The 19,043-nt window shown below is 40.2% G+C and carries 15 protein-coding genes; 5 read left to right on the top strand and 10 right to left on the bottom strand.

Going from position 1 to position 19,043, the window contains the following annotated elements; genetic code table 11:
* Positions 1–4: 4 nt before the first annotated feature.
* The 4 genes from KK060_RS06120 to KK060_RS06105 form a co-directional block, all read right to left on the bottom strand.
* Complete coding sequence (locus tag KK060_RS06120) at positions 5–448, bottom strand: DUF1801 domain-containing protein (protein WP_254152818.1); 444 nt, start codon at positions 446–448, stop codon at positions 5–7.
* Positions 449–759: 311 nt separating this feature from the next.
* Complete coding sequence (locus tag KK060_RS06115; RefSeq protein WP_254152817.1) at positions 760–1,791, bottom strand: PepSY-associated TM helix domain-containing protein; 1,032 nt, start codon at positions 1,789–1,791, stop codon at positions 760–762.
* Between the two features lie 21 nt (positions 1,792–1,812).
* Positions 1,813–4,188, bottom strand: a complete 2,376-nt coding sequence (locus KK060_RS06110; RefSeq protein ID WP_254152816.1) for a TonB-dependent receptor — start codon at positions 4,186–4,188, stop codon at positions 1,813–1,815.
* Positions 4,189–4,569: 381 nt separating this feature from the next.
* Positions 4,570–5,364: a hypothetical protein gene (locus tag KK060_RS06105; protein WP_254152815.1), complete on the bottom strand. Its 795-nt coding sequence runs from the start codon at positions 5,362–5,364 to the stop codon at positions 4,570–4,572.
* Positions 5,365–5,828: 464 nt separating this feature from the next.
* On the opposite strand from KK060_RS06105, the gene KK060_RS06100 reads away from it, so the two are divergent.
* Positions 5,829–6,827 carry a helix-turn-helix transcriptional regulator gene (locus KK060_RS06100; RefSeq protein ID WP_254152814.1) on the top strand — a complete coding sequence of 333 codons (999 nt, stop codon included), beginning with the start codon at positions 5,829–5,831 and terminating at the stop codon, positions 6,825–6,827.
* A gap of 211 nt (positions 6,828–7,038) precedes the next feature.
* Here KK060_RS06100 and KK060_RS06095 read toward each other — a convergent pair whose 3' ends face one another.
* The 3 genes from KK060_RS06095 to KK060_RS06085 form a co-directional block, all read right to left on the bottom strand.
* Complete coding sequence (locus tag KK060_RS06095) at positions 7,039–8,094, bottom strand: glycosyltransferase (protein WP_254152813.1); 1,056 nt, start codon at positions 8,092–8,094, stop codon at positions 7,039–7,041.
* Positions 8,075–9,991, bottom strand: coding sequence for a glycosyltransferase family 2 protein (locus tag KK060_RS06090; RefSeq protein WP_254152812.1), 1,917 nt, complete (start codon positions 9,989–9,991; stop codon positions 8,075–8,077). Before KK060_RS06090 ends, KK060_RS06095 begins: the two co-directional genes overlap by 20 nt.
* 351 nt (positions 9,992–10,342) lie before the next feature.
* Entirely contained in the window at positions 10,343–10,684 is a 342-nt protein-coding gene (locus KK060_RS06085; protein ID WP_254152811.1) for a hypothetical protein, read from the bottom strand.
* 127 nt (positions 10,685–10,811) lie between these two features.
* Between KK060_RS06085 and KK060_RS06080 the strand changes: the two genes are divergently transcribed.
* From KK060_RS06080 to KK060_RS06070, 3 genes are all read left to right on the top strand, one after another.
* Positions 10,812–11,678, top strand: a complete 867-nt coding sequence (locus KK060_RS06080) for an SDR family NAD(P)-dependent oxidoreductase (RefSeq protein ID WP_254152810.1) — start codon at positions 10,812–10,814, stop codon at positions 11,676–11,678.
* An 80-nt stretch (positions 11,679–11,758) separates the two neighbouring features.
* Positions 11,759–12,028 carry a DUF6496 domain-containing protein gene (locus KK060_RS06075; RefSeq protein ID WP_254152809.1) on the top strand — a complete coding sequence of 90 codons (270 nt, stop codon included), beginning with the start codon at positions 11,759–11,761 and terminating at the stop codon, positions 12,026–12,028.
* Between the two features lie 242 nt (positions 12,029–12,270).
* Positions 12,271–13,140, top strand: coding sequence for an NAD(P)-dependent oxidoreductase (locus tag KK060_RS06070; RefSeq protein WP_254152808.1), 870 nt, complete (start codon positions 12,271–12,273; stop codon positions 13,138–13,140).
* A gap of 5 nt (positions 13,141–13,145) precedes the next feature.
* On the opposite strand, the gene KK060_RS06065 is transcribed toward KK060_RS06070, so the two are convergent.
* Positions 13,146–13,346: a hypothetical protein gene (locus KK060_RS06065; protein WP_254152807.1), complete on the bottom strand. Its 201-nt coding sequence runs from the start codon at positions 13,344–13,346 to the stop codon at positions 13,146–13,148.
* Between the two features lie 112 nt (positions 13,347–13,458).
* Here KK060_RS06065 and KK060_RS06060 point away from each other — a divergent pair, with 112 nt between their 5' ends.
* Positions 13,459–13,689 (top strand): hypothetical protein, encoded by a 231-nt coding sequence (locus KK060_RS06060; RefSeq protein WP_254152806.1) that lies wholly within the window; start codon positions 13,459–13,461, stop codon positions 13,687–13,689.
* Positions 13,690–13,769: 80 nt separating this feature from the next.
* On the opposite strand, the gene KK060_RS06055 is transcribed toward KK060_RS06060, so the two are convergent.
* A complete protein-coding gene (locus KK060_RS06055) occupies positions 13,770–14,777 on the bottom strand; it encodes a hypothetical protein (RefSeq protein ID WP_254152805.1) in 1,008 nt (335 codons plus the stop codon).
* Between the two features lie 115 nt (positions 14,778–14,892).
* Complete coding sequence (locus KK060_RS06050) at positions 14,893–19,038, bottom strand: ATP-binding protein (protein WP_254152804.1); 4,146 nt, start codon at positions 19,036–19,038, stop codon at positions 14,893–14,895.
* Positions 19,039–19,043: the final 5 nt, after the last annotated feature.

The raw sequence follows: 19,043 nt of genomic DNA, 5'->3' as shown, positions 1-19,043 counted from the left end.
TTATTCATGCCCTAGTCTCAAATCCATATCGTATTGCTTCTTCAAGAACATTGATGTTTATATCTTTCAATGTTTTGAATTTAATGCAATAACCGGTTACGCTTGCCTTTCCTAATTGTTTTCCATACGTATTGGTCAGGTATGTTTTGTCTTCAAGACCAAGGATATAGACAGAAATTCCGGTTGTGTTTGCACTTAAACCAATTCTATAAAATTCTTTGCTTGTACCATCAGCATATTTGATGCTGTAAGATCCGTAGCCTATGCTGGGATTGGAAACAACTTCGCCATCACTGTTCTTTCCATCAGCAAACCATAACTTACAGCCTGGTGAAATCTGAAGTGTTTGCTTGTGTAGGGCCTGCATTTCACTACGTTTTGCTTCAGGCTGTCTTGCAATATATTTTTTGATTTCCTCTTCTGTTTTATTGAGTCTTCCTTTTGCCATTGAGGTTTGTTTAGTCGTTAGAAAGTACAATTTATACGCCGCTGAATATTTGTCTTCGTAATACTGAGCGTGAAAGTTTTTTATGTAGGCATATCAGGATTATTGTACATCGGTTGTATTGCAAATTTAGCTTGAGTTTCCTGAACAGTCGGGTGTTGTTGCGCCAATATCAGGGTTAATCGCGACAACGCGCGAAACGCCGGTTGTTAATAATTAAGGAAATATGGAGATTAACAGGGCAGTAAAAAAGTTAACTGCGAACCTCACTTTATGTACTTTGTGGGTGACACATGAGGTGGTAGAAAAATCCATTACTTCTTTTTCTTACTCCACCAGATGAGAAATCCGGTGACTGGGAGGCTGGCCCCCACAAGTCCCGCAAGAAACATAATCAGCTTACCGGGGATGCCAAAAATACGCCCTGTGTGTATTTCGTAGTTAGATCCAAAAAACCGTTGTCCGAAAGACTTTTGCTGATAAACTTCTGTTTTAATCAATTTGCCCGTGTACTGATCGAACAGGAAATTATTTTGTTTTCTGAGACCTCGGGTCTGATAGCGTATACCTATAGTAATAACATCGACACTGTCTTTCGGGAACGTTACACGCAATACGTCAATAGGTTCCGAATGTTTTATCTTACTCATAACCTTATCATAGATACCTTGATCATGAGAAATTGTTATAAAGGATGATTTGACCTTTGGTTCTTTATTTCCACCTGTTGCCATGGCAATGCCTGTAATGGCAATAAGCATGAGCGGTATCCAAGCATAAAGACCCAGCATGCGATGCCATTCGTAATTTCTCTTTTTAGGCGCCAGGCCGCCCTTAAGTATTAAGTTTTTCCGAAGTTGTTTCAGGCGAGGTGGTAACCAGAGAATAATGCCTGAAATTAGCATTACTAAAAAGATACATACGTTGCAGAGAATGATGCGTTCCCCTGTCTTACCCAGCAGAAGTGTTCTGTGAAACGACAGAATAACAGAGAGTACGTCTCTCTCTGTATCTCGATAGCCAAGTATTTTTCCCTGATAAGGATTAACGGCGATGATCTTTTTATCGCGCGTGTAGCATTGTATAGCCTTGGAGGCATCGCCATAGATTCTAATCTGATTCAACTTTGCCGTAGGATTATATTCTCTTATGGCTTGCAGTATTTGCTGACAGCTAATTCTTGGTTTATCTTCTATGCTTACATTTAGCAGATCGTGCTGTGTAATGTTGCGTATCTCATCTTCAAAAGCAAGTATGCAACCTGTAACAGCAACTGTAAACAAGAGTATACCGGAGGTGAAGCCTAGCCAGAGGTGGATGTATTGTATAATTTTCCGAAAGCCCATGAAGATGAACGTAAATGTCTATTAAAACTTAAATGTTACGTTTCCGGTTACCCGCGTCGGATTCTGGGCCGCCAGTCTAAAAGACCAATACTTTTCATTCGTTAGATTATCTACTTTAAGTCCTAACCGATACCGAGGTTGGTCATAAAAAAGGGAGGCATCGAGAACTGTATATGAAGGTATTGTGAATGTAAATGTTTCTGTATTGCTCTGATATGACTCGCTGCCATAGATACCGCCAAATCCTATACCTAATCCTTGCGCTATGCCATTAATAATACGGTAACTTACCCAAAGGTTTGCCATGCGTGGTGGCCCTGCTGTGGCAGGTCGATGCCCTTCTATAGAGGCATTACTCTTGGTATATCGGCTTTCGTTGTATACATAGCCGGCAACAATATTTAATCCAGGTATAGGGTTAGCGATGACCTCCGCCTCGAATCCCTGACTTAGCTGCGTTCCGTCTTGCAAGGAGTAGTTGGGATGTTCGGGATCATCTCGTGTTATGTTTGTTACCCTGATATCATAATAGCTTAATGTCGCGGCAAGCATACTCCATTCCAGTTTAATACCGCCTTCTACCTGATTTGCCTGATTGGGTTTAAACGTGTTTCCGAAAAAGTCAGAACCACTTACGTTGCTGAAGCCATTCATATAATTCCCGAATACCGATACCTGATCTTTCACGATCTGATAAACAATACCAAATTTTGGTGATAAAGCAGTTTGATTAAAATTACCTGCAGTAGAATCAAGGCTAGCATAGTATGTGCCCTTGTTCCTGTAATGATCAACTCGCACACTTGCCATGGCCAGTAGCTGATCAGTAATGTTTAATACATTTGATACGTAGGCGCTATATGTGTTTTCGTTGGAAGCAATAATGTTCGAAAACCTAGCAGTTTCAAATAGAGGAGCGACTCTTTGAGCGGTAAAATTATTATACGCATCGCCCGGCTTTTTGAAGTTAATGGCAGGAAGATTTACGGAAGCATCATTGCGTGAAGAACGTAGGCTGTAAAAATCCAGACCAGCAACAATGCGGTTTCTCATGCTTCCTATTTTAAAATCGCCAATGAAGTTCTGTTGTATATCGGTACCGTAGTATGGAAATTCCTGGCTTGTTACTGTTTGCCTTAGTGTGCTGTCAGTTAATATAGTGAGACCTACAACATATCCATCGGATGAAGATCGTGTTCGTGAGAATACTGTTTGTGATGTCCAGCTGTCGGAGATCTTGTACTTTGCCTGAGCAAAAATATTATACTGCTGACTATTATAGGTAACGGTATTGTTGGCAAACGATAATCTGTAGGGAATTCCCAGGTCTTCAATATTTCTTGCTTTTCCCCTTGTAAAAGGAGATACCCGCATGGGAGATGTTGCTTTGTTCAAACTCATTTCTATGTCTAGCATGAGTGTGAGCCTTTCACTTGCCTGGTAAGCTAAGCTCGGTGCAATTAAAAAACTTCGTGTAAACCCGGCATCCTGAAAACTGCGTTCGCTATGCAGTGCACTATTTACGCGGAATAATGCTGTTTTATCATCATTCAATGGCGTGTTGACATCAAATGTAAGACGGTTAAGATCCCAGCTTCCTGCGGAATACGATACTTCTCCTTTAAATGTATCAAATGGTTTTTTAGTGACGCGGTTGAACAACCCGCCAAATGAGGATAAGGTACTTCCGAACAAAGTGGCCGATGGGCCTTTGATAACTTCTATTCGCTCAAGGTTAGCAGGATCAATGGTAGTAAATGTAAAACTGCCAACACCATTTCGCACCAGTTGTGGTGTTGCAAACCCGCGTGAAATATTACTGGATCTTCCCTGATTTCTGACTTCTGAGATGCCTGCGCCTGGAACGTTCTTAAAAGCGCTATTGTAGTCTGTCACTACCTGCTCTTTCATTAATTCTTTACTCACCACACTATATACCTGTGGGTTTTCAATATTTCGCAGAGGCATTTTTGAAACATCTTCGCTTTCTTTTTTTGCAAATCTGTTTCCACCTGCCGTAATCGTTACCTCGTCAAGTGTTCGCGAGTTTTCCTTAAGTACTATTCTCACATGTGCCTCAACCCCTTCTACTACGGTAACCTGTTGTGTTACCTTTTCAAACCCCAACAGCGATATGACCAGGTGGTATTCTCCCGAAGGAATATTCTTAATGGCAAATTCACCACTGGTATTGGTTTGCGTACCTTTCTGCAACTCCTGAATGTAGACAGAAACACCGGGTGCATATTGTCCGTCACTGGTTAGAATGACGCCAACAATTGATGCTGCCTTTTCCTTACCAAAAGTATCGTTTAGGAAGGTTACACTAAGAAATAACAGGAGCCAATAGCCATTGAACCGTGGGGATCCTGAGTTGTAAGAAAAGAGGCAATTCATGTTATTTAGATTGAATATAAATTACGCGAAAGTAGATAATTATCAGAATCAGCAATAATTGATGTGGTGTAGTTTAATGTTTCGACACATAGCAGTAGCCACTTCACTCATGTTTTAGTTACTTATTGGCTTGGAAATGAATCAGTTGACTTAGCTGTAACTAAAAAAGAGACTATATAAAAAATTGCGGCTTGGTAGGAGGGAGAGGGATAGCGGCTTTGGGATTGTAATTTAAAGTAGGCATTCTGATGCCGTTAATAAAAAACCTACCCTGTTGGGGCAGGATAGGTAAAACTTAAACCAACCAAAGGGGGAAAAAGTAACAGAAGTTTTTTTTATCCGTCAGGCCGTGACCTGACGGATATTATGATAAGGGTTCGGTTAGAACACGTCAGCGATGGACATAGCTAATCCATCATTTAATGGATACTGGATGTCGCCGACAAGTTCATAGAAGATGATTCCTACTCCCTGTAACACGCTAACATGTTCTGGCAATGGTGGAACATTAACGAACAACGTTTCTAACGTGATTGTTACTGGTTCTGTAGTGCTTACAGTAAAGTACTCGGAGAATTTAATCTCAGAGAGGTTTTCAAAGAATACATCCGAGGGCTTATACTTATCGGATGTTGTATCATACACAATATCCGGAATGGCAGTTATAAGCTGGGCAATTCGGAAGTGTGTTGCATTTACAGGAGCTTTGATCATCTCGCCTGTTTGCAAGGATGGAATTGTTACGGTACAACCTGTGCGGTCTGCCTTGTGGGTAACAGTAATCCTCGCTTCACAAACATCTTCAAATACATTTGTTGGATGTAGCTGCAGACCTTTCAATACATTCCGATTTTGAGAGAAATGAACAGGACGTTGCCCGCGTGGTCCTTCAGACAATTTGTTGATACGCCTGAATACCTTCATCATCCTGTTTCGCATGTCTCCATCTGTAAAGTTAGAGACTGGTCGCAATGCTCTTTTAAAAACACGTGAGGCTTGCCCTAAGGCTTGAAACTCCGTCAGGTTTTCTCGTGTACGCTTGAACTTGGGATCTGTGAGAATCCGTTCTTTGCTTGGACCGGTTGCTCTCTTAGCATAGAACGATCCTTTTCTTTTGTAAAATGAAATTCCATCCATTTTACCTTCTAGTCTGATTAAACTACTTTGTTTAGGCATATATGTATATTTAAATTGTTACATGTTAGGCATTGGGCATTAGTCATTAGTCACTAGTCAATGGTCATTGGTCAATAGTCATTTAGTCAATAGTCAATAGTCATTGGTCATTTTATCTGTTATTCGATTTAAATTTATTCGTTGTATTTGTTGATGTTTCAAAGGTATGGGGGCAGACTGCAGCCAGTTTGCAGTGTGATTTTTCTGATAATATTTTTTAAAAACTTTTTCTTAAATCATTGATTATCAATAGGAATAAAAACTATCGCGTTTTGCACACGTTTTCGTCTAGAGAAATCTAGACAAGGGTTAGACAAACGCTACTCAAACCATAGACAGAGGTAGGGTAAATGTTAGGGTGAGGCTAGGCTGAGGTTAGGAAAAGGTGGTTGTGAGTGGCCTGCTTTTGCTTGTACATTAAGAATAACTTTATTAGTTTGAAAGTGCCTAACACTTTTTAAACCATGTCCGCAGGTAAAAGACCCTACATGCGCTACCGGATTATTAATGCTTGTTTAAAAAACAAGTTTAATCCTTTCCCTTCTAAAGATAATATCTTAGAAAAGTTAAGACAGCATGACTTCAATATTGAAGAGCGTACTTTCTATGACGACATTCAAAAGATGCGCTTTGATGAGCAGCTCGGGTTCCTGGCTCCTATTGCTTTTTGTAAAAAGAATAAGGGCTACCACTACACGGATCCGAATTACTCTATTGAAAACCTTCCCTTAAGTGACGATGATATACAATCGCTTTCGTTTGCTCTTGAGCTGATTCAACAATATAATGACGTTGAACTGGTGGGCCAGTTTGCCGCTGCTTTTGAAAAGATTATGCGTGCTGTTGATCAATATAAAATGAAAGACATGGAGGCCCAACGCTTCATGGACTTTGAAAAAGCACCTTATTATAAAGGCATTGAACATCTCAAGACGTTGTTGCAGGCTATACGTGCTAAACAACCGCTGCGTATTGCTTACAGAAAGTTTTCTGAACTTCTGCCTATGGAGCATGTCTTCCATCCTTACTTTCTGAAAGAATACAAAAACAGGTGGTATGTGCTCGGCTATAGCAAAGAGCGCCATATTATCTTGACTTTGGCTCTTGATCGTATGGAATTTATTCAAGAAGAACCTGTTGTCTTTAAGGAAAATACCCGACTAAAACCGGAGGAGTATTTTCAGGATACACTAGGTGTTACGTTAGGAAAGGGTGGGCCGCAAGATGTTGTATTACTCTTCACGCCGATGCAAGGTCATTATATTAAAACTCAACACTTGCATCAATCGCAACAGATTTTACAGGACGATGAGGATGGCTTGCTGATAAAGCTGCGGGTGGTTATTAACTACGAGCTTCAGGAGGTGTTGATGAGCTATGGTGCAAGCGTACAGGTAAAGGAGCCTTTGAGCTTACGCGAGACGATAAGGGAGAAGCATAGGGAGGCGTGGGAGAGGGGGTAAGGTGGTGTTCTGGGTTCTGAGTTACAATAGTTTCAAGTTACAGGTTTCATGTTACAAGTTGTTAAAAGTTTATCGTGAACGTGACCTTGAACTTTAAACAACCTCGAACCCAAAACCCAGAACGAGATAGTTCTGCCCAAAAGAAAAGAACCAGGGCATTGCCAATGACTATTGCCTGATGCTTTTGCCCTGATTCCCAATGCTTATTTATTTATGCTTTCATTGCATTAAATGCAACTGCATCCTGTGCTTTTGCAATTAATGCCAGCATTTGTATGACGGTATTATCCCACGACGTTTTTTGGATAATTTCTTGCTGATCCTTCTCTCTTTTATTTCGGTCGTTGGCTGTCTCTTTGAGAAATTTATCTATGCTTTTTGCAAACGCATCAGCATCACTGGCAACAGATACAGCGTGTTTGTAATCTCTTACCACGTCATGTATAGGCGTAGACACTATGGGTTTTAGGGCTGCCATAAACTCCAATGTCTTGGTTGGACTAATGAAACGTGTTGCTTCGTTTATTGCAAAAGGCATAATGGCAACATCAATTCCTTTTAAATACTTTGGCAGAAGGGGATATTCCTTTTTGCCGAGATAAAAAATGTTTGGTGCTTTTGCAGCATCATCTTCACCAATTTTGGCAAAAGGTCCAATCATTACAAAGTTAACATCCGGTAATTTGTCTGCAACTTCTTTCAGTAACTGGAAATCAAGGCGCTCGTCAATTACACCATAAAAACCTGCAATTGGTTTCTTTAATTCCAGAAGGTCATTAGGGATCTCCGTCTCTTCCTGCAAAGCCAATAAAAAATGTTCACGATCAACAGAGCTCGGGAAACAATGAACTTCCGGATGAAGTTCTTTTTTCGATTCGTAGAGTGATTTGCCTCCGGTAAATACAAGGTCAGCCGTGCCCATTAATTGGCGCTCATACCTTGGCAGGTTTGGCGATGCATGCCTGAAAGCAGAAAGCTCATCCATGCAATCATAGATCACCATGGATGGCGTTACCGAATTTAGAATATGTACATATAATGGTGAATAAAACCAAAATATTGAATCTGTTAGTGAATGTACATGTTCTTTCAGTAGTGAAACGTACTGCGGACACATCACCTTCCAATCGTCCCATTTAAAGTGGGGCGTAAGAACACTTAAGTTATCATTCACTTCCTTAATCGAAAAATTGCTGCCCTTTTTTACGATCTTGTCGTCAGGCTCTTCTATAAAAAGTATTTTATATTTATCCGACAGCCTGTTCATGATGTGCTGCGGGCGTTGAGTCACCGAGTTCCATCTCAAGTGAGAAAATACCAGTACGTCGTATTGCATGTTTTCTATAATCAATTATTTGTTGAAAGAAATTAACCAGCTTGTGAACGTGTTCATCGAAAGTGAACATCATTCGCTTTTGCCAAACCTGCTTTCGGATTCGTTGCATTTGTTCCCGATCCGACAACTGATTAGCTAGCTGTTCAATTGAATTAAAAAATATGCCTATGCCATGCTCTTTTACTAACGACTGTGTAGCAACAATGTGCCCTGTATTATCCCGTTGTAACATTGGAAGTCCTGCAGCAGCAAGCGTAGCAACCCTTGCCGGATAGTTCAGGTCGTCCCAGTTTGCGCGCATGAGCTCTCCGTTGTTTTCGCTCTTGAAGAAGTGAAGCCAGCCTGCATCGTATTGAGAAAATTCTTTTACCCAATTATCCTGCGTGCAATTACTGTGAATGTGAAGATACTTCGGCGCAATGGTCATTGTCTTCTTAATCCATTCTTTCCATTGACCATGTGTAAAATCGCCATAGAAGTGAACATGTATTTTGTGTTTACCCAACTCTTCAACTGTATGCGGATGTAATCCAATTGGTCTGCCTGGAACTACAGTATGAATCTCTCCGTCTTTTTCAGAAAGTAAAGGTGTTCGCTCATTTGTAAACCAATTTTTTTTAGGAAGGTCTCCATCGAGTACCAGTGAGTTATTAACAACTTCTGGTATAAATTGATGAAACCAATCTCTCATCTCAGCGCTTGTATAAATTTGTCCGTCGGATTTCGTGTATAAATCTATCAGTTGATTCCAGGTTCCTTTTTCAAGGCAAATGAAAGGACCTTCTTTGAAATGCCATACAAATGGAATTCCGGGATTCTTTGTAAGCACTTCGTGTGCAAATGGCACAGTCTGCCAGTTAAGCAATGCATAAATTACGTCCGGATTGATTTCAGCAACGCGCTCTTCCCAATTATCGGCAGATATTGTTTCTATATTTCCGAAGGGGAATGGCCCTACATAGTTGTACCAATATGGATCTTTCATCCATAAGCCATATAACTTGTGGCCTTGTTCTTCAAGTGCAAGCACACGCTCAGGGTTATAAGCAAGTTCTCCTACAAGTAATATTTTCAGACTTCCTATTGTTGATGGATAATTCAGTTTCTCTTGGAAAGGTTTGTAGTAAGCAATTTCGTCAATAAGGTTGCCAACGGTACTATGGAAACGTAATGGTTTTTTTACGCCATAGTAGAGCCTGTAAGGATTTATTCCGCCTATAGGCTCCTGGATTATTTTATGACGCTGATGCGGATGATCAACCCACTCGCATGTTACTCTTCCTGTACCGATAGCTTGAGCATGTACTTCAAGCTTCGACCAAAACATTCTGTTAAGGTCATCTGTTACAAGTTCACTTCTTTCGATCCACCGGTCGTTCGTTTTGCGATGCATTACCTGAACCAATTGCAAGGTGTACCCCTCAATAATACCCTGCGCTTGTCTGTTATAATGATGTCTTACTCCTGAGAATGACATTAATGCTGCCGGGTTCTCTTGCAGGCATAGTGACAGATCCTGAAGATGATCTTTGTAGTAAATATCATCTGAAGGAAGGTAAGCAATCAGATCATAGACGGCTGCGGCCATGCCAATATTAAGGCAGGCACCTAACCCTTTATTCTCCTGGTGTTCTATGTACTTTATTCTGCTATCGCACAAAAACTTTCTTACCACCATTGAAGTATCATCCGTTGATCCATCGTTGATAATTAGTAGCTCCCAGTTTTCATGTGTTTGTTCTTTAAGACTTGTAATAGCTCGTGAAATAAAACGCCCTTGGTTGTAGCTGGGCATAATAACAGAAACTCCAGTAGATCTTGATGTCATATTGTTAATGGCTTTTGCATGTACAGAATGCAATCCTTCTGTTTGCATTCAGGATACATATAAAGAAATGCATGCCATTATGTTAATCGACATTTAGCCGTAAAGCTGGATGCACTTTAAACAGCGACAAGATGATAATCAATTTAAATTGCCGTATAGATATTGAAAAAGATCGATTTATTCCTGGCGGTATTACTCATAGATATATTATTCAAGTAAGAAATTGTATAATAATTTGCGCACCCGCTACGGTTAACGTTCTTGAATTGATATAGAAAGACCTGCGTTTGATTGCAGGTCTTGAAGCTAATTAGATTCCCTTTGCTTTGTTATTTTTCTCTTGACACAAACCTAAAGAATCGGCCTCATTGCCGTCACGTGTTTCTTGCTGGTATAAAAAATCCAGATTACTCTCTTCAAACTTTCGAAGAACTGTTCCCAAGTTATCTGCTGAAGTGTACCACCTCCGGAATAGCCTGGGAAATCAATACGTAGTACACCTACCTCATCACCAGTACCCTTTACTGTTGCTGGTTTACCACCGCGCTCCTCAACCCATTTTTGTATTTCGCCATGACCAGTTGTTTTAATGGATTTACTGGAAGATTCTGACTTCCAGGTTGTCGACTTTGTTTTAGTTGTAATAATACTGATCTGCAGACTGCCCGAAAGAGACGTTGCCAAACGACGCATTTAAAGCTGCGAAGTTTTTGATGAAGAAGCAGTGAGATGCTTTACAAAATACTTCTCGCAACAGGAAGGGCACGAAATTATGTGAGCCATAGCTTACAAGGAAATTAATATACCTAAAATTAAAGTCATGCTTAGATTAAATAATAAAGTTGCTATCGTTACAGGAGGTGCAACAGGTATAGGAGAAGCAATTAGCAAGAAGTTTGCAAAAGAAGGGGCATTGGTAATTGTAAACGGATATCCTGAAGATCCGGTGAATCAGGTGGTTGATGAAATTATCAAAGACGGAGGTAAGGCAGTTGCCTTTGTAGCTGATATCTCTATTGAAGAGAATGCAAAAGAGTGCGTTGAATTTGCTAAACGTATGTATGGGAAGTTGGACATTCTCATAAACAACGCAGGTACTTTTCCTGAAATGAAAGAGATCGATAAGTTTCCAACGGAGGCGTTTGATTATATGTTGAAGAATAACATTAAGAGTGCCTTTCTGATGACAAAGTATGCAATACCAGAGTTACAGCAAACACAAGGTTGTATTGTATCTGCAGGATCAGAGTCAGGCGAACTAGGTCTTGCAAAGAATACACCTTACGGAGGAACAAAAGGATTCATGCATGCTTTTATAAAGGGCGTGGCTGTTGAACAGGCCCAATACGGAGTGCGAGCTAATTGTGTTTGTCCGGGTGCTATTGATACAGCCTGGACACGGAGGAGCGAAGGGCCTATGAAAAGAGAGGATGAGAAGATGCTTATTTCAGCAACACCACTGGGAAGGAGAGGAACGCCCGAAGAAGTTGCCAATGTGTATCTCTTCCTCGCTTCTGAAGAAGCTTCCTATGTAACAGGTGCACTATACTATGTTGATGGAGGTGTTACTGTAGCGAAGGGACCTATAGGTAAGAAAGCTAAGAGCAAAGTAACAGAAGAACCGGAGGGAGACCTTGACCTTGAACACTCCATGGATGGAGCTACCGATATGAGAAGAGGAAACTGATAACGATCTGGTTATAAGAAGAAAAGCTATGCAACCGGCATAGCTTTTTTTATTTTATATAATGTTAAAATAAAAACGTTATGGCAAAATATTCAAAAAGTGCAGGTAACAGTGTTAAGAGAGCGATGGCCAAGAAAAAATCTGGCTCGTTGAAGACTGGGACCGGAAAGAAAGTAACAAGTCGTAAGCAGGCAATTGCTATTGGATTGTCGGAAGCAAGAAAGAAGGGGGCTAAAGTTCCTGCAAAGAAAGGTGCAGCAAAAAAGACAGCTAAGAAGGCAGCAAAGAAAGCACCGAAAAAGGCAGCAAAGAAGACAGCTAAAAAAGCAGCGAAGAAGAGATCCCGGTAGTATTTCGTAAATTGCTGATAGGAAGAAGAAAAGCCCTCGTCCAGGGCTTTTCTCTTTTGTAGAATGCATTAACCTAAACCTTGGAAAATTCTACTAACGGCACAAAGGTGGTACTTCAATATGAAGTTGTTTTATTGTCTGTGTGATCAATATATTAAGAATACATTTTTAGACTGTAAGAGTATGAGGTATTGTTTTTAGCAACACTTATGTATGTTTGATACAGATATTAGACATTAATTATGATTATCACATTTATCGGGCTCGGCAACATGGGACTTCCCATGGCCACCAATCTTATTAAAGCTGGATTTCAACTGCGGGCATTTAACCGATCTGCTGGAAAACGTGAAGCCATTAAAGCATTAGGAGCAACTATATTTGATAAAGCAGAAGAGGCTGCCAAAGATGCTGATGTAGTTATAACCATGCTAAGTGATGATGCTGCTGTTGATGAGATAAACAAAAGCATTCTTCCTGCAATGAAAAAGGGAAGTATTCATCTTTCCATGAGTACCATCTCTCCTGCATCGGCCACCAGGTTCGAGGAGCAATGCAAAAAGCATAATGTTGTTTATTTAGCGTCGCCTGTTATGGGCAGACCTCCTGCTGCAGAGGCAAAGCAATTATTTATTCTGCTTTCAGGGGCGACAGCAGAAAAGGGGAAAGTGCAACCTGTTTTGCAAGCTATGGGACAACGTGTATTTGATTTTGGAGAAGAAGTTGCATCTGCCAACACCGTTAAACTCATTATGAACTACATGATCTTTGTAACAACGGAGATGTTAAGCGAGGTAATGCTTGTAGCAGAGAAGGCGGGCATTCAAAAACAGGTTCTTCTTGATACAATGTTATCAACGATATTTGGTGCTCCTGTAATGAAGAATTATGGTAATCTCATTATAGAAGAAAAGGATAATCTGAATGGGTTTGCTACAAAACTTGCAAGTAAAGATTTAAGGTTAATGCAGGAGACAGCACTTGCACAAGATCTCCGTCTTCCGCTCGCCGAAATAATACAATCTAGCTTACAGGAAATCATTAATGCCGGGGGAGGAGGTAAAGATATTTCTTATCTTGTTACACACCTTCGCGAAAAGCTAAAGCAGTAGTAAAACTACTGCTTCTTTTCTTCTTTTGTGCTGGTATCAAAATCATTCTCGTCGCTATAGTAAGGTACTTTCACAAATTTCTTTTGTAGCTCGCGGTTGCCTGAACTGAGAATAACGTTTCCTTCATTGATGGTGTGCCACCAGATAAAGAATACAAGGACAAATACGCCTAACGTTACAAACAATAAAATTTTATCTCCCTTCATAGTATCTTCTTTTTTATAAAATTAAAAAAAACTATTCCCCAGTTGTATGTTCAGCTGATCAATAGAAGTGGATGGCATCTTTTTTATTCGGGTAGTAAGGAGATTTAATTTTATGAAAAAGATTGGTTTTGCTGTATCGAGTGTTTCAGGAGCATTTTTGGTGTTCGTTGTTTTATGCTCGCCAATTGTTACGGTGCCGCTGTCCATACTGATGCTATTTTTGCTTGTACTGCAGGCCGGCCTTATATGGATGGTAATTACTATTTTGAAGAATGGTAAACCTTCTGACTATACTTTTGATAACCGCTTTTATGAAGACAGGGATTTGGGGCCGCACAGCTAGTATTCAACATATTACTGAATAATAACAACAAAGCCACCTTTTTGCAGGTGGCTTTGTGCATAATTAAAATAAGAATAGTACTAATTCCAAGGCCAGCTTCCCCATGCCTCACAGAAATTTCCCTTATCGTTAGGTCCAAGGAAATTTCTAGGTTCGCCTATATAAATTGCATTCATTGTGTTAACAGGTTGGTATACTAGCTTGCTTGTGCCATTGATGGTAAATCTTTGAAGGATACCAAAATGACCTAAGTTAAGCGTATGCCCGAACTCATGAAGTATTACTGATTCGAGATCTATCTTTCCTGGTGCTGCACCGTTAGACCACGTAAAACCGTTATTAAACCAAACCTCTGTAAATGCTTTATCTTCTTTACCGCGTGTTGTTTTTGTTGGTTCTCCAGTTACAGGATCAGTAAACACAAATGAAAAGGCAACACCGAGTACATTGGGTGAACCAAATATTGAATTAAAGATTGACGCAGGTAAAAAGCCAATAACAGAAACATCAGCTAGTGGCTCAGCTGCGGGCGGCAATCCACCTATTCCCAGAATAAGGCTGGGGTTACCCATGGTAAGATCATAAGGCGATCTGTCAATATTTACAGTTTTACAAAAGCCTCCTGTTTCCCACTTATTGTACATGGCCTGATAAATAGGGTCTGCATTATAGGTGCCGTTGGCTATAGCAAAAGGAGTAAAGGAAAGCCAATCGATATCTTTAAGATCATTGTCGCCATTCCAGTTACGTCTTGTGTCTCCTGGTACCCAACGAGAGGGGAGTGTACTCTCAAATTGCTTGTCAACTGTTTCTACATTTACAATAGCATTGGCATCCGCCAACGTACAAACATGTACATCAGAAACTTTGTAAGGCGTTGATGCAAATAATGAGGCATTAAGCGTTGCTGCTATCTGGTTTTCAAGACGCCCTGAGCCAGAGCGTTTGCTGCTGTTGAGCGCTTCAGGAAATGTAACTTTAAGTTCGTCCTGATTTTTTAAGGCTGGCATTTCTTCTTTTAGATCCTGGTCTCCACAGGACCAAAATACCAATAGCCCTGCCATTGCAAGGAGGAGAGATTTTTTCATAGGTTAATGTTTTGGTTAAATCTTACAAAAATTAATACGAAAGAATTAAACCAGCAAGCGTCTATTAACCGAATGCCTATTATATGCTATGTAGCAGAATGGCATAAGAGCGCGTTTAACTACCCGAATGCGGTAGTAGCACTGTAAACTCAGCACCCTGATTCGGTTTACTTTTTGCAGATATGGATCCGCCATGGCGTTCAGCAATTTTCTTGCATAACGACAAGCCTAAGCCTGTGCCTTCATATTTATCTTTTGGATGTAAACGTGTAAACGTACTGAAGATGGCCTCCGCATACTGCTGTTCAAATCCAATACCATTGTCTTTTAAAATGATCTTTATAAAACGCTTTCCGTCTTTCTCTATCACGGAAGATGCTATATTAATAACGGGAGGTTGATCTTGTTTTGAAAACTTAATAGAATTGTTGATGAGGTTATACCAAAGCTGATAAATTAAAATAGGTGCTCCTTCTATAACAGGTAAATCTGTGTATACAATTGTAGCTCTCTTCTCCTGAATGAGCACTTCAAGGTCCAGCTCAATATCGTGAAAGACCTTGTTGAGATTTATTTTTTCTAAAGGTTGTTCTAATGAAGTAATAGCAGAATAAGATAACACGCCATTGACCATCGAATACATTCTGTCACTTGCACTCAGAATTTTACTGAGGAAGACATTTGCTTTTTCAGGGAGAGAAGTACCATACTCATCCTGCAACCTGTTGCCATAAGTCTTAATCTTTCGGATCGGCTCTTTAAGATCGTGACTGGCTACGTGAGCAAATTGTTGCAAATCTTCATTTGATAACTGGAGGGAATGATTAAGTTCGTTCAGCTCTTTTGTTCGCTCCTGAACCTGGCGTTCCAACAAGCTAGATTGTTCTTTTAGTTCCTGAATATCAGAGGCAGATCCAACCCATTTTATAACATTTCCTTTCGGATCTTTTAATGGAAGGGTCTTTCCTAAAAACCAACGGTATGTATTTGTCTTTATATTTTTCAACCTGTACTCTGCCTCCCAGTATTCTCCTTTAGCTAGGCAGTCCTGCCATTTACTAGTCACATGCTCCAGGTCATCAGGATGAATGAAGTTGCTAAAATTAATTAGGCCATCATGTGCGCTTGTCCCTGTATACTCTTCCCATTGATCACTTAAATAATCCTTGTTACCTTCAACATTGTTGGTCCAAACTATTTGCGGAATACTATTGGCAAGTAATCTGAAACGCTCTTCACTTGCTTTTAACTCCTGTTCTGATTTTTTTCTTTCAGTAATATCAAGCGTAGTACCTATAAAGCGATAAGGTTTATTTTCAGAATCAAAGAAAACCCGACCATTGACCCTTGCTATTCTTTGACGTTTGTCTTTAATATTGACAACCGAGTACTCGATATCACACCCGCCCCCCGAAAGCGGGTTAAATACATTATTTATAGCCTCAATTACTCTCGGCCTGTCCTGCTCAACAATAGCTTCAAGAATAGTTTCAATAGTAACTTCGGATGTTAAGTCAAAGCCGAATAATTCAGCTGTCTTTTCTGAAGAGAAGATCTTGTTTGTTCTGGGGTCGAATTCCCAGGTGCCAAGTTCAAGGATTTCAGTAGCTATGCGTAGGCGTTCCTCGCTTTCCTGAATTTTTTGTTTTGCCTTTACCTGTTCCGTCACATCAAAAGAGAATTGAAGAATGCCCTGGATATTTCCTTTAAGGTCTCTCCATGGCAGGTAAGTAATGTTAAAGTAATAATCTTCAGGCGCTCCTTTTTCGTTAGGGAAAATTACTTTTGATTCGTTTATTTGGATGGTAGCTCCTTCGTTGTATACGCGATCGAGCATTTCAAAATAACCTTGTCCTTCGAGGTTAGGTGCAGCTTCTCTTATCTTTAAACCTGTAATATCTTTGCCGGCGAATTTTACACCTAGCGGATGGAAGAATTCCACTACATGTTCAGGGCCTTTCATTATGTGTATGTGTGCAGGCGCCTGAATGAATAGCTTATAAAATTCTTTCTCGGTCTTCCTTCTGGTATCTGAAATGGCGATGTGATTGCTTACCCGTGCCATCAACTCTTTCGATGAGAACGGCTTGGTAAGATAATCATCAGCTCCGGCTTTTATTCCTTCTACTTTGGCCTCTTCACCCGCACGGGCAGAAAGAAAGATAAGCGGAATATTTCTTGTAGAAAGATTGCTTTTAAGCTTTTTCAATAAGCCGAACCCATCAAGGGTGGGCATCATAATATCAGAAAGAATCAGATCAGGATGATGTTCAATAGCTTTTCTAAAAGCTTCTTCTCCATCTGTTGCAATAATTAAATTGTAATCAGGCTCTAACAGTCTTTTAATGTACTTTCTCATATCTGCATTGTCATCTGCTAACAATACAGTATGCTGTTTGCTATTATTTTTTGCCGTCTCATAGGAAAGATCACTATCAGCGACTGTGTATTCGTTTTCAGGTAGCCATTGACTTGCTTCTTCAATGTATGCTGAGGTTCGCCTGGAATTTTCTTTTACTTGTAAACCTTTTTCAGCAAACAACGACTCTCCTCCTTTAATTGGTAAACGCACTGTAAAAGAAGAGCCTTCTCCAACTTTGCTCTCTACAGATATTGTACCGTTGTGAAGCTTTACAAGTTCTTTTACCATTGCTAGTCCTATGCCTGTGCCTTCCTGGCTTCTTCCGCCTACATTTTGTACCCGATGGAATCTTTCAAAGATCTTGTCAATTTCGCTCTGCGGTATTCCAATACCTGTATCTTTAACAGTAACTTCTACTTCTTCAGAATCTTTTGAGATGATTACTTCAATTGTACCTTCTGTAGTGTACTTAAAAGCATTAGAAAGAAGATTAAGCATAATCTTCTCCCACATATCCATGTCTACGAAGACAGGCTGGTCAATTGTTTCTTTTTTAATTATGAGCGCCATGCCCGCTTTCTCAATAGCAGAGCGGAAGTTACTAGCAAGATCTTCCGTTACTGAAACAATGTCTACAGGTCTGAAATGAGCCTCCATTCTTCCTGCTTCTATCCGTGAGAAATCGAGAAGCAGATTAACGAGCTTTTGTAAACGAAGGGAGTTGCGATATGCTACCTTTATCTTTTCCTTGTCACTTCCTTTTATTTGATCAGTATCTAATAGATCTTCCATTGGCCCTAGCAAAAGCGTGAGAGGTGTTCGGAACTCATGACTTATATTTGAAAAGAAAGCAGTTTTTGCACGGTCTATTTCGGCAAGTGCTTCAAGCCTTTTACGTTCTTCTTCGATAGCGTGTACGTTATTTAAACTTGTAGCTATTTGGTCTGTGATAAGATCAAAGAAGCTGAGATATTTATCATCCAGTACCCGATAAGGGTTTGTTCCTATAACAAATAATCCGGTTACTTCTTTTTGACCTTTTATGGGAAGTATGATTGCTCTGTCGGGAGGAATTGCCCAAGCTCCTGATGGGGTTAATCCTAACTTGTCAATTAGATCCTCCCAGATCTGGTGTTGTTTTTTAAAACAGGCAGAGCGACACAACTGTGAGAGTTCGTTGTCTTCATTAACATCGATGGTTTTCGGGAATTTATCAGATCCTGAATCTGATGCATTAACGAGGACAGCCTGATTTTCTTTAACTTCATAAATAAGCACAAAGGGAAAATCTTTTTGATTAGTGCTTACTGTATCAATCGTTCTCTTGTAAACGTCTTCTTTATTTTTTGCATCCGTCAATGTTTTGCCGAGTTGTGTTAAAGTAGTAAGCTGACGCTCACTGATTATCCTATCGGTATCATCTGTATTAAAGCAAATCATTCCTTCCGTACCACCCAGATCACCTGCAACCGGTGTATAGGAAAAGGTATAGTACGTTTCTTCAGGATAGCCGTTCCGCTCCATAATCAGTAACTGTTCTTCGACGTAGGTGCCCTCGTTTTCAAACATTACTTTTCGAAGCATAGGATCAATATCTTTCCAGATATCTTTCCATACCTGAGAGGCAGGCTTACCAAGAGCCCAGGGATGTTTACCTTTTACAATTGCCTTATAAGGATCATTGTATAACTTGATAAGATCTTTTCCCCAACCGATCCAAATTGGCTGCCTGGAAGTGAGCATAATCTGAACACATGTTCTTAAACTCCTGGGCCAGGTATCTACGCTACCCAATGGAGTTTTAGACCAATCGAATTCCCTGATTCGCTGGCCCATTTCCCCACCACCAACTAAAAATTCAGGAACATCAGTTTGTGCTTTTATCGCAGAGGATTCCATGCTTT

The organism is Chryseosolibacter indicum (assembly GCF_018598585.1).
GTDB classification, from domain to species: domain Bacteria; phylum Bacteroidota; class Bacteroidia; order Cytophagales; family Cyclobacteriaceae; genus Chryseosolibacter; species Chryseosolibacter indicus.
Note: the sequence above shows the minus strand (reverse complement) of the source record. Positions and strands in the feature narration are given on the sequence as shown.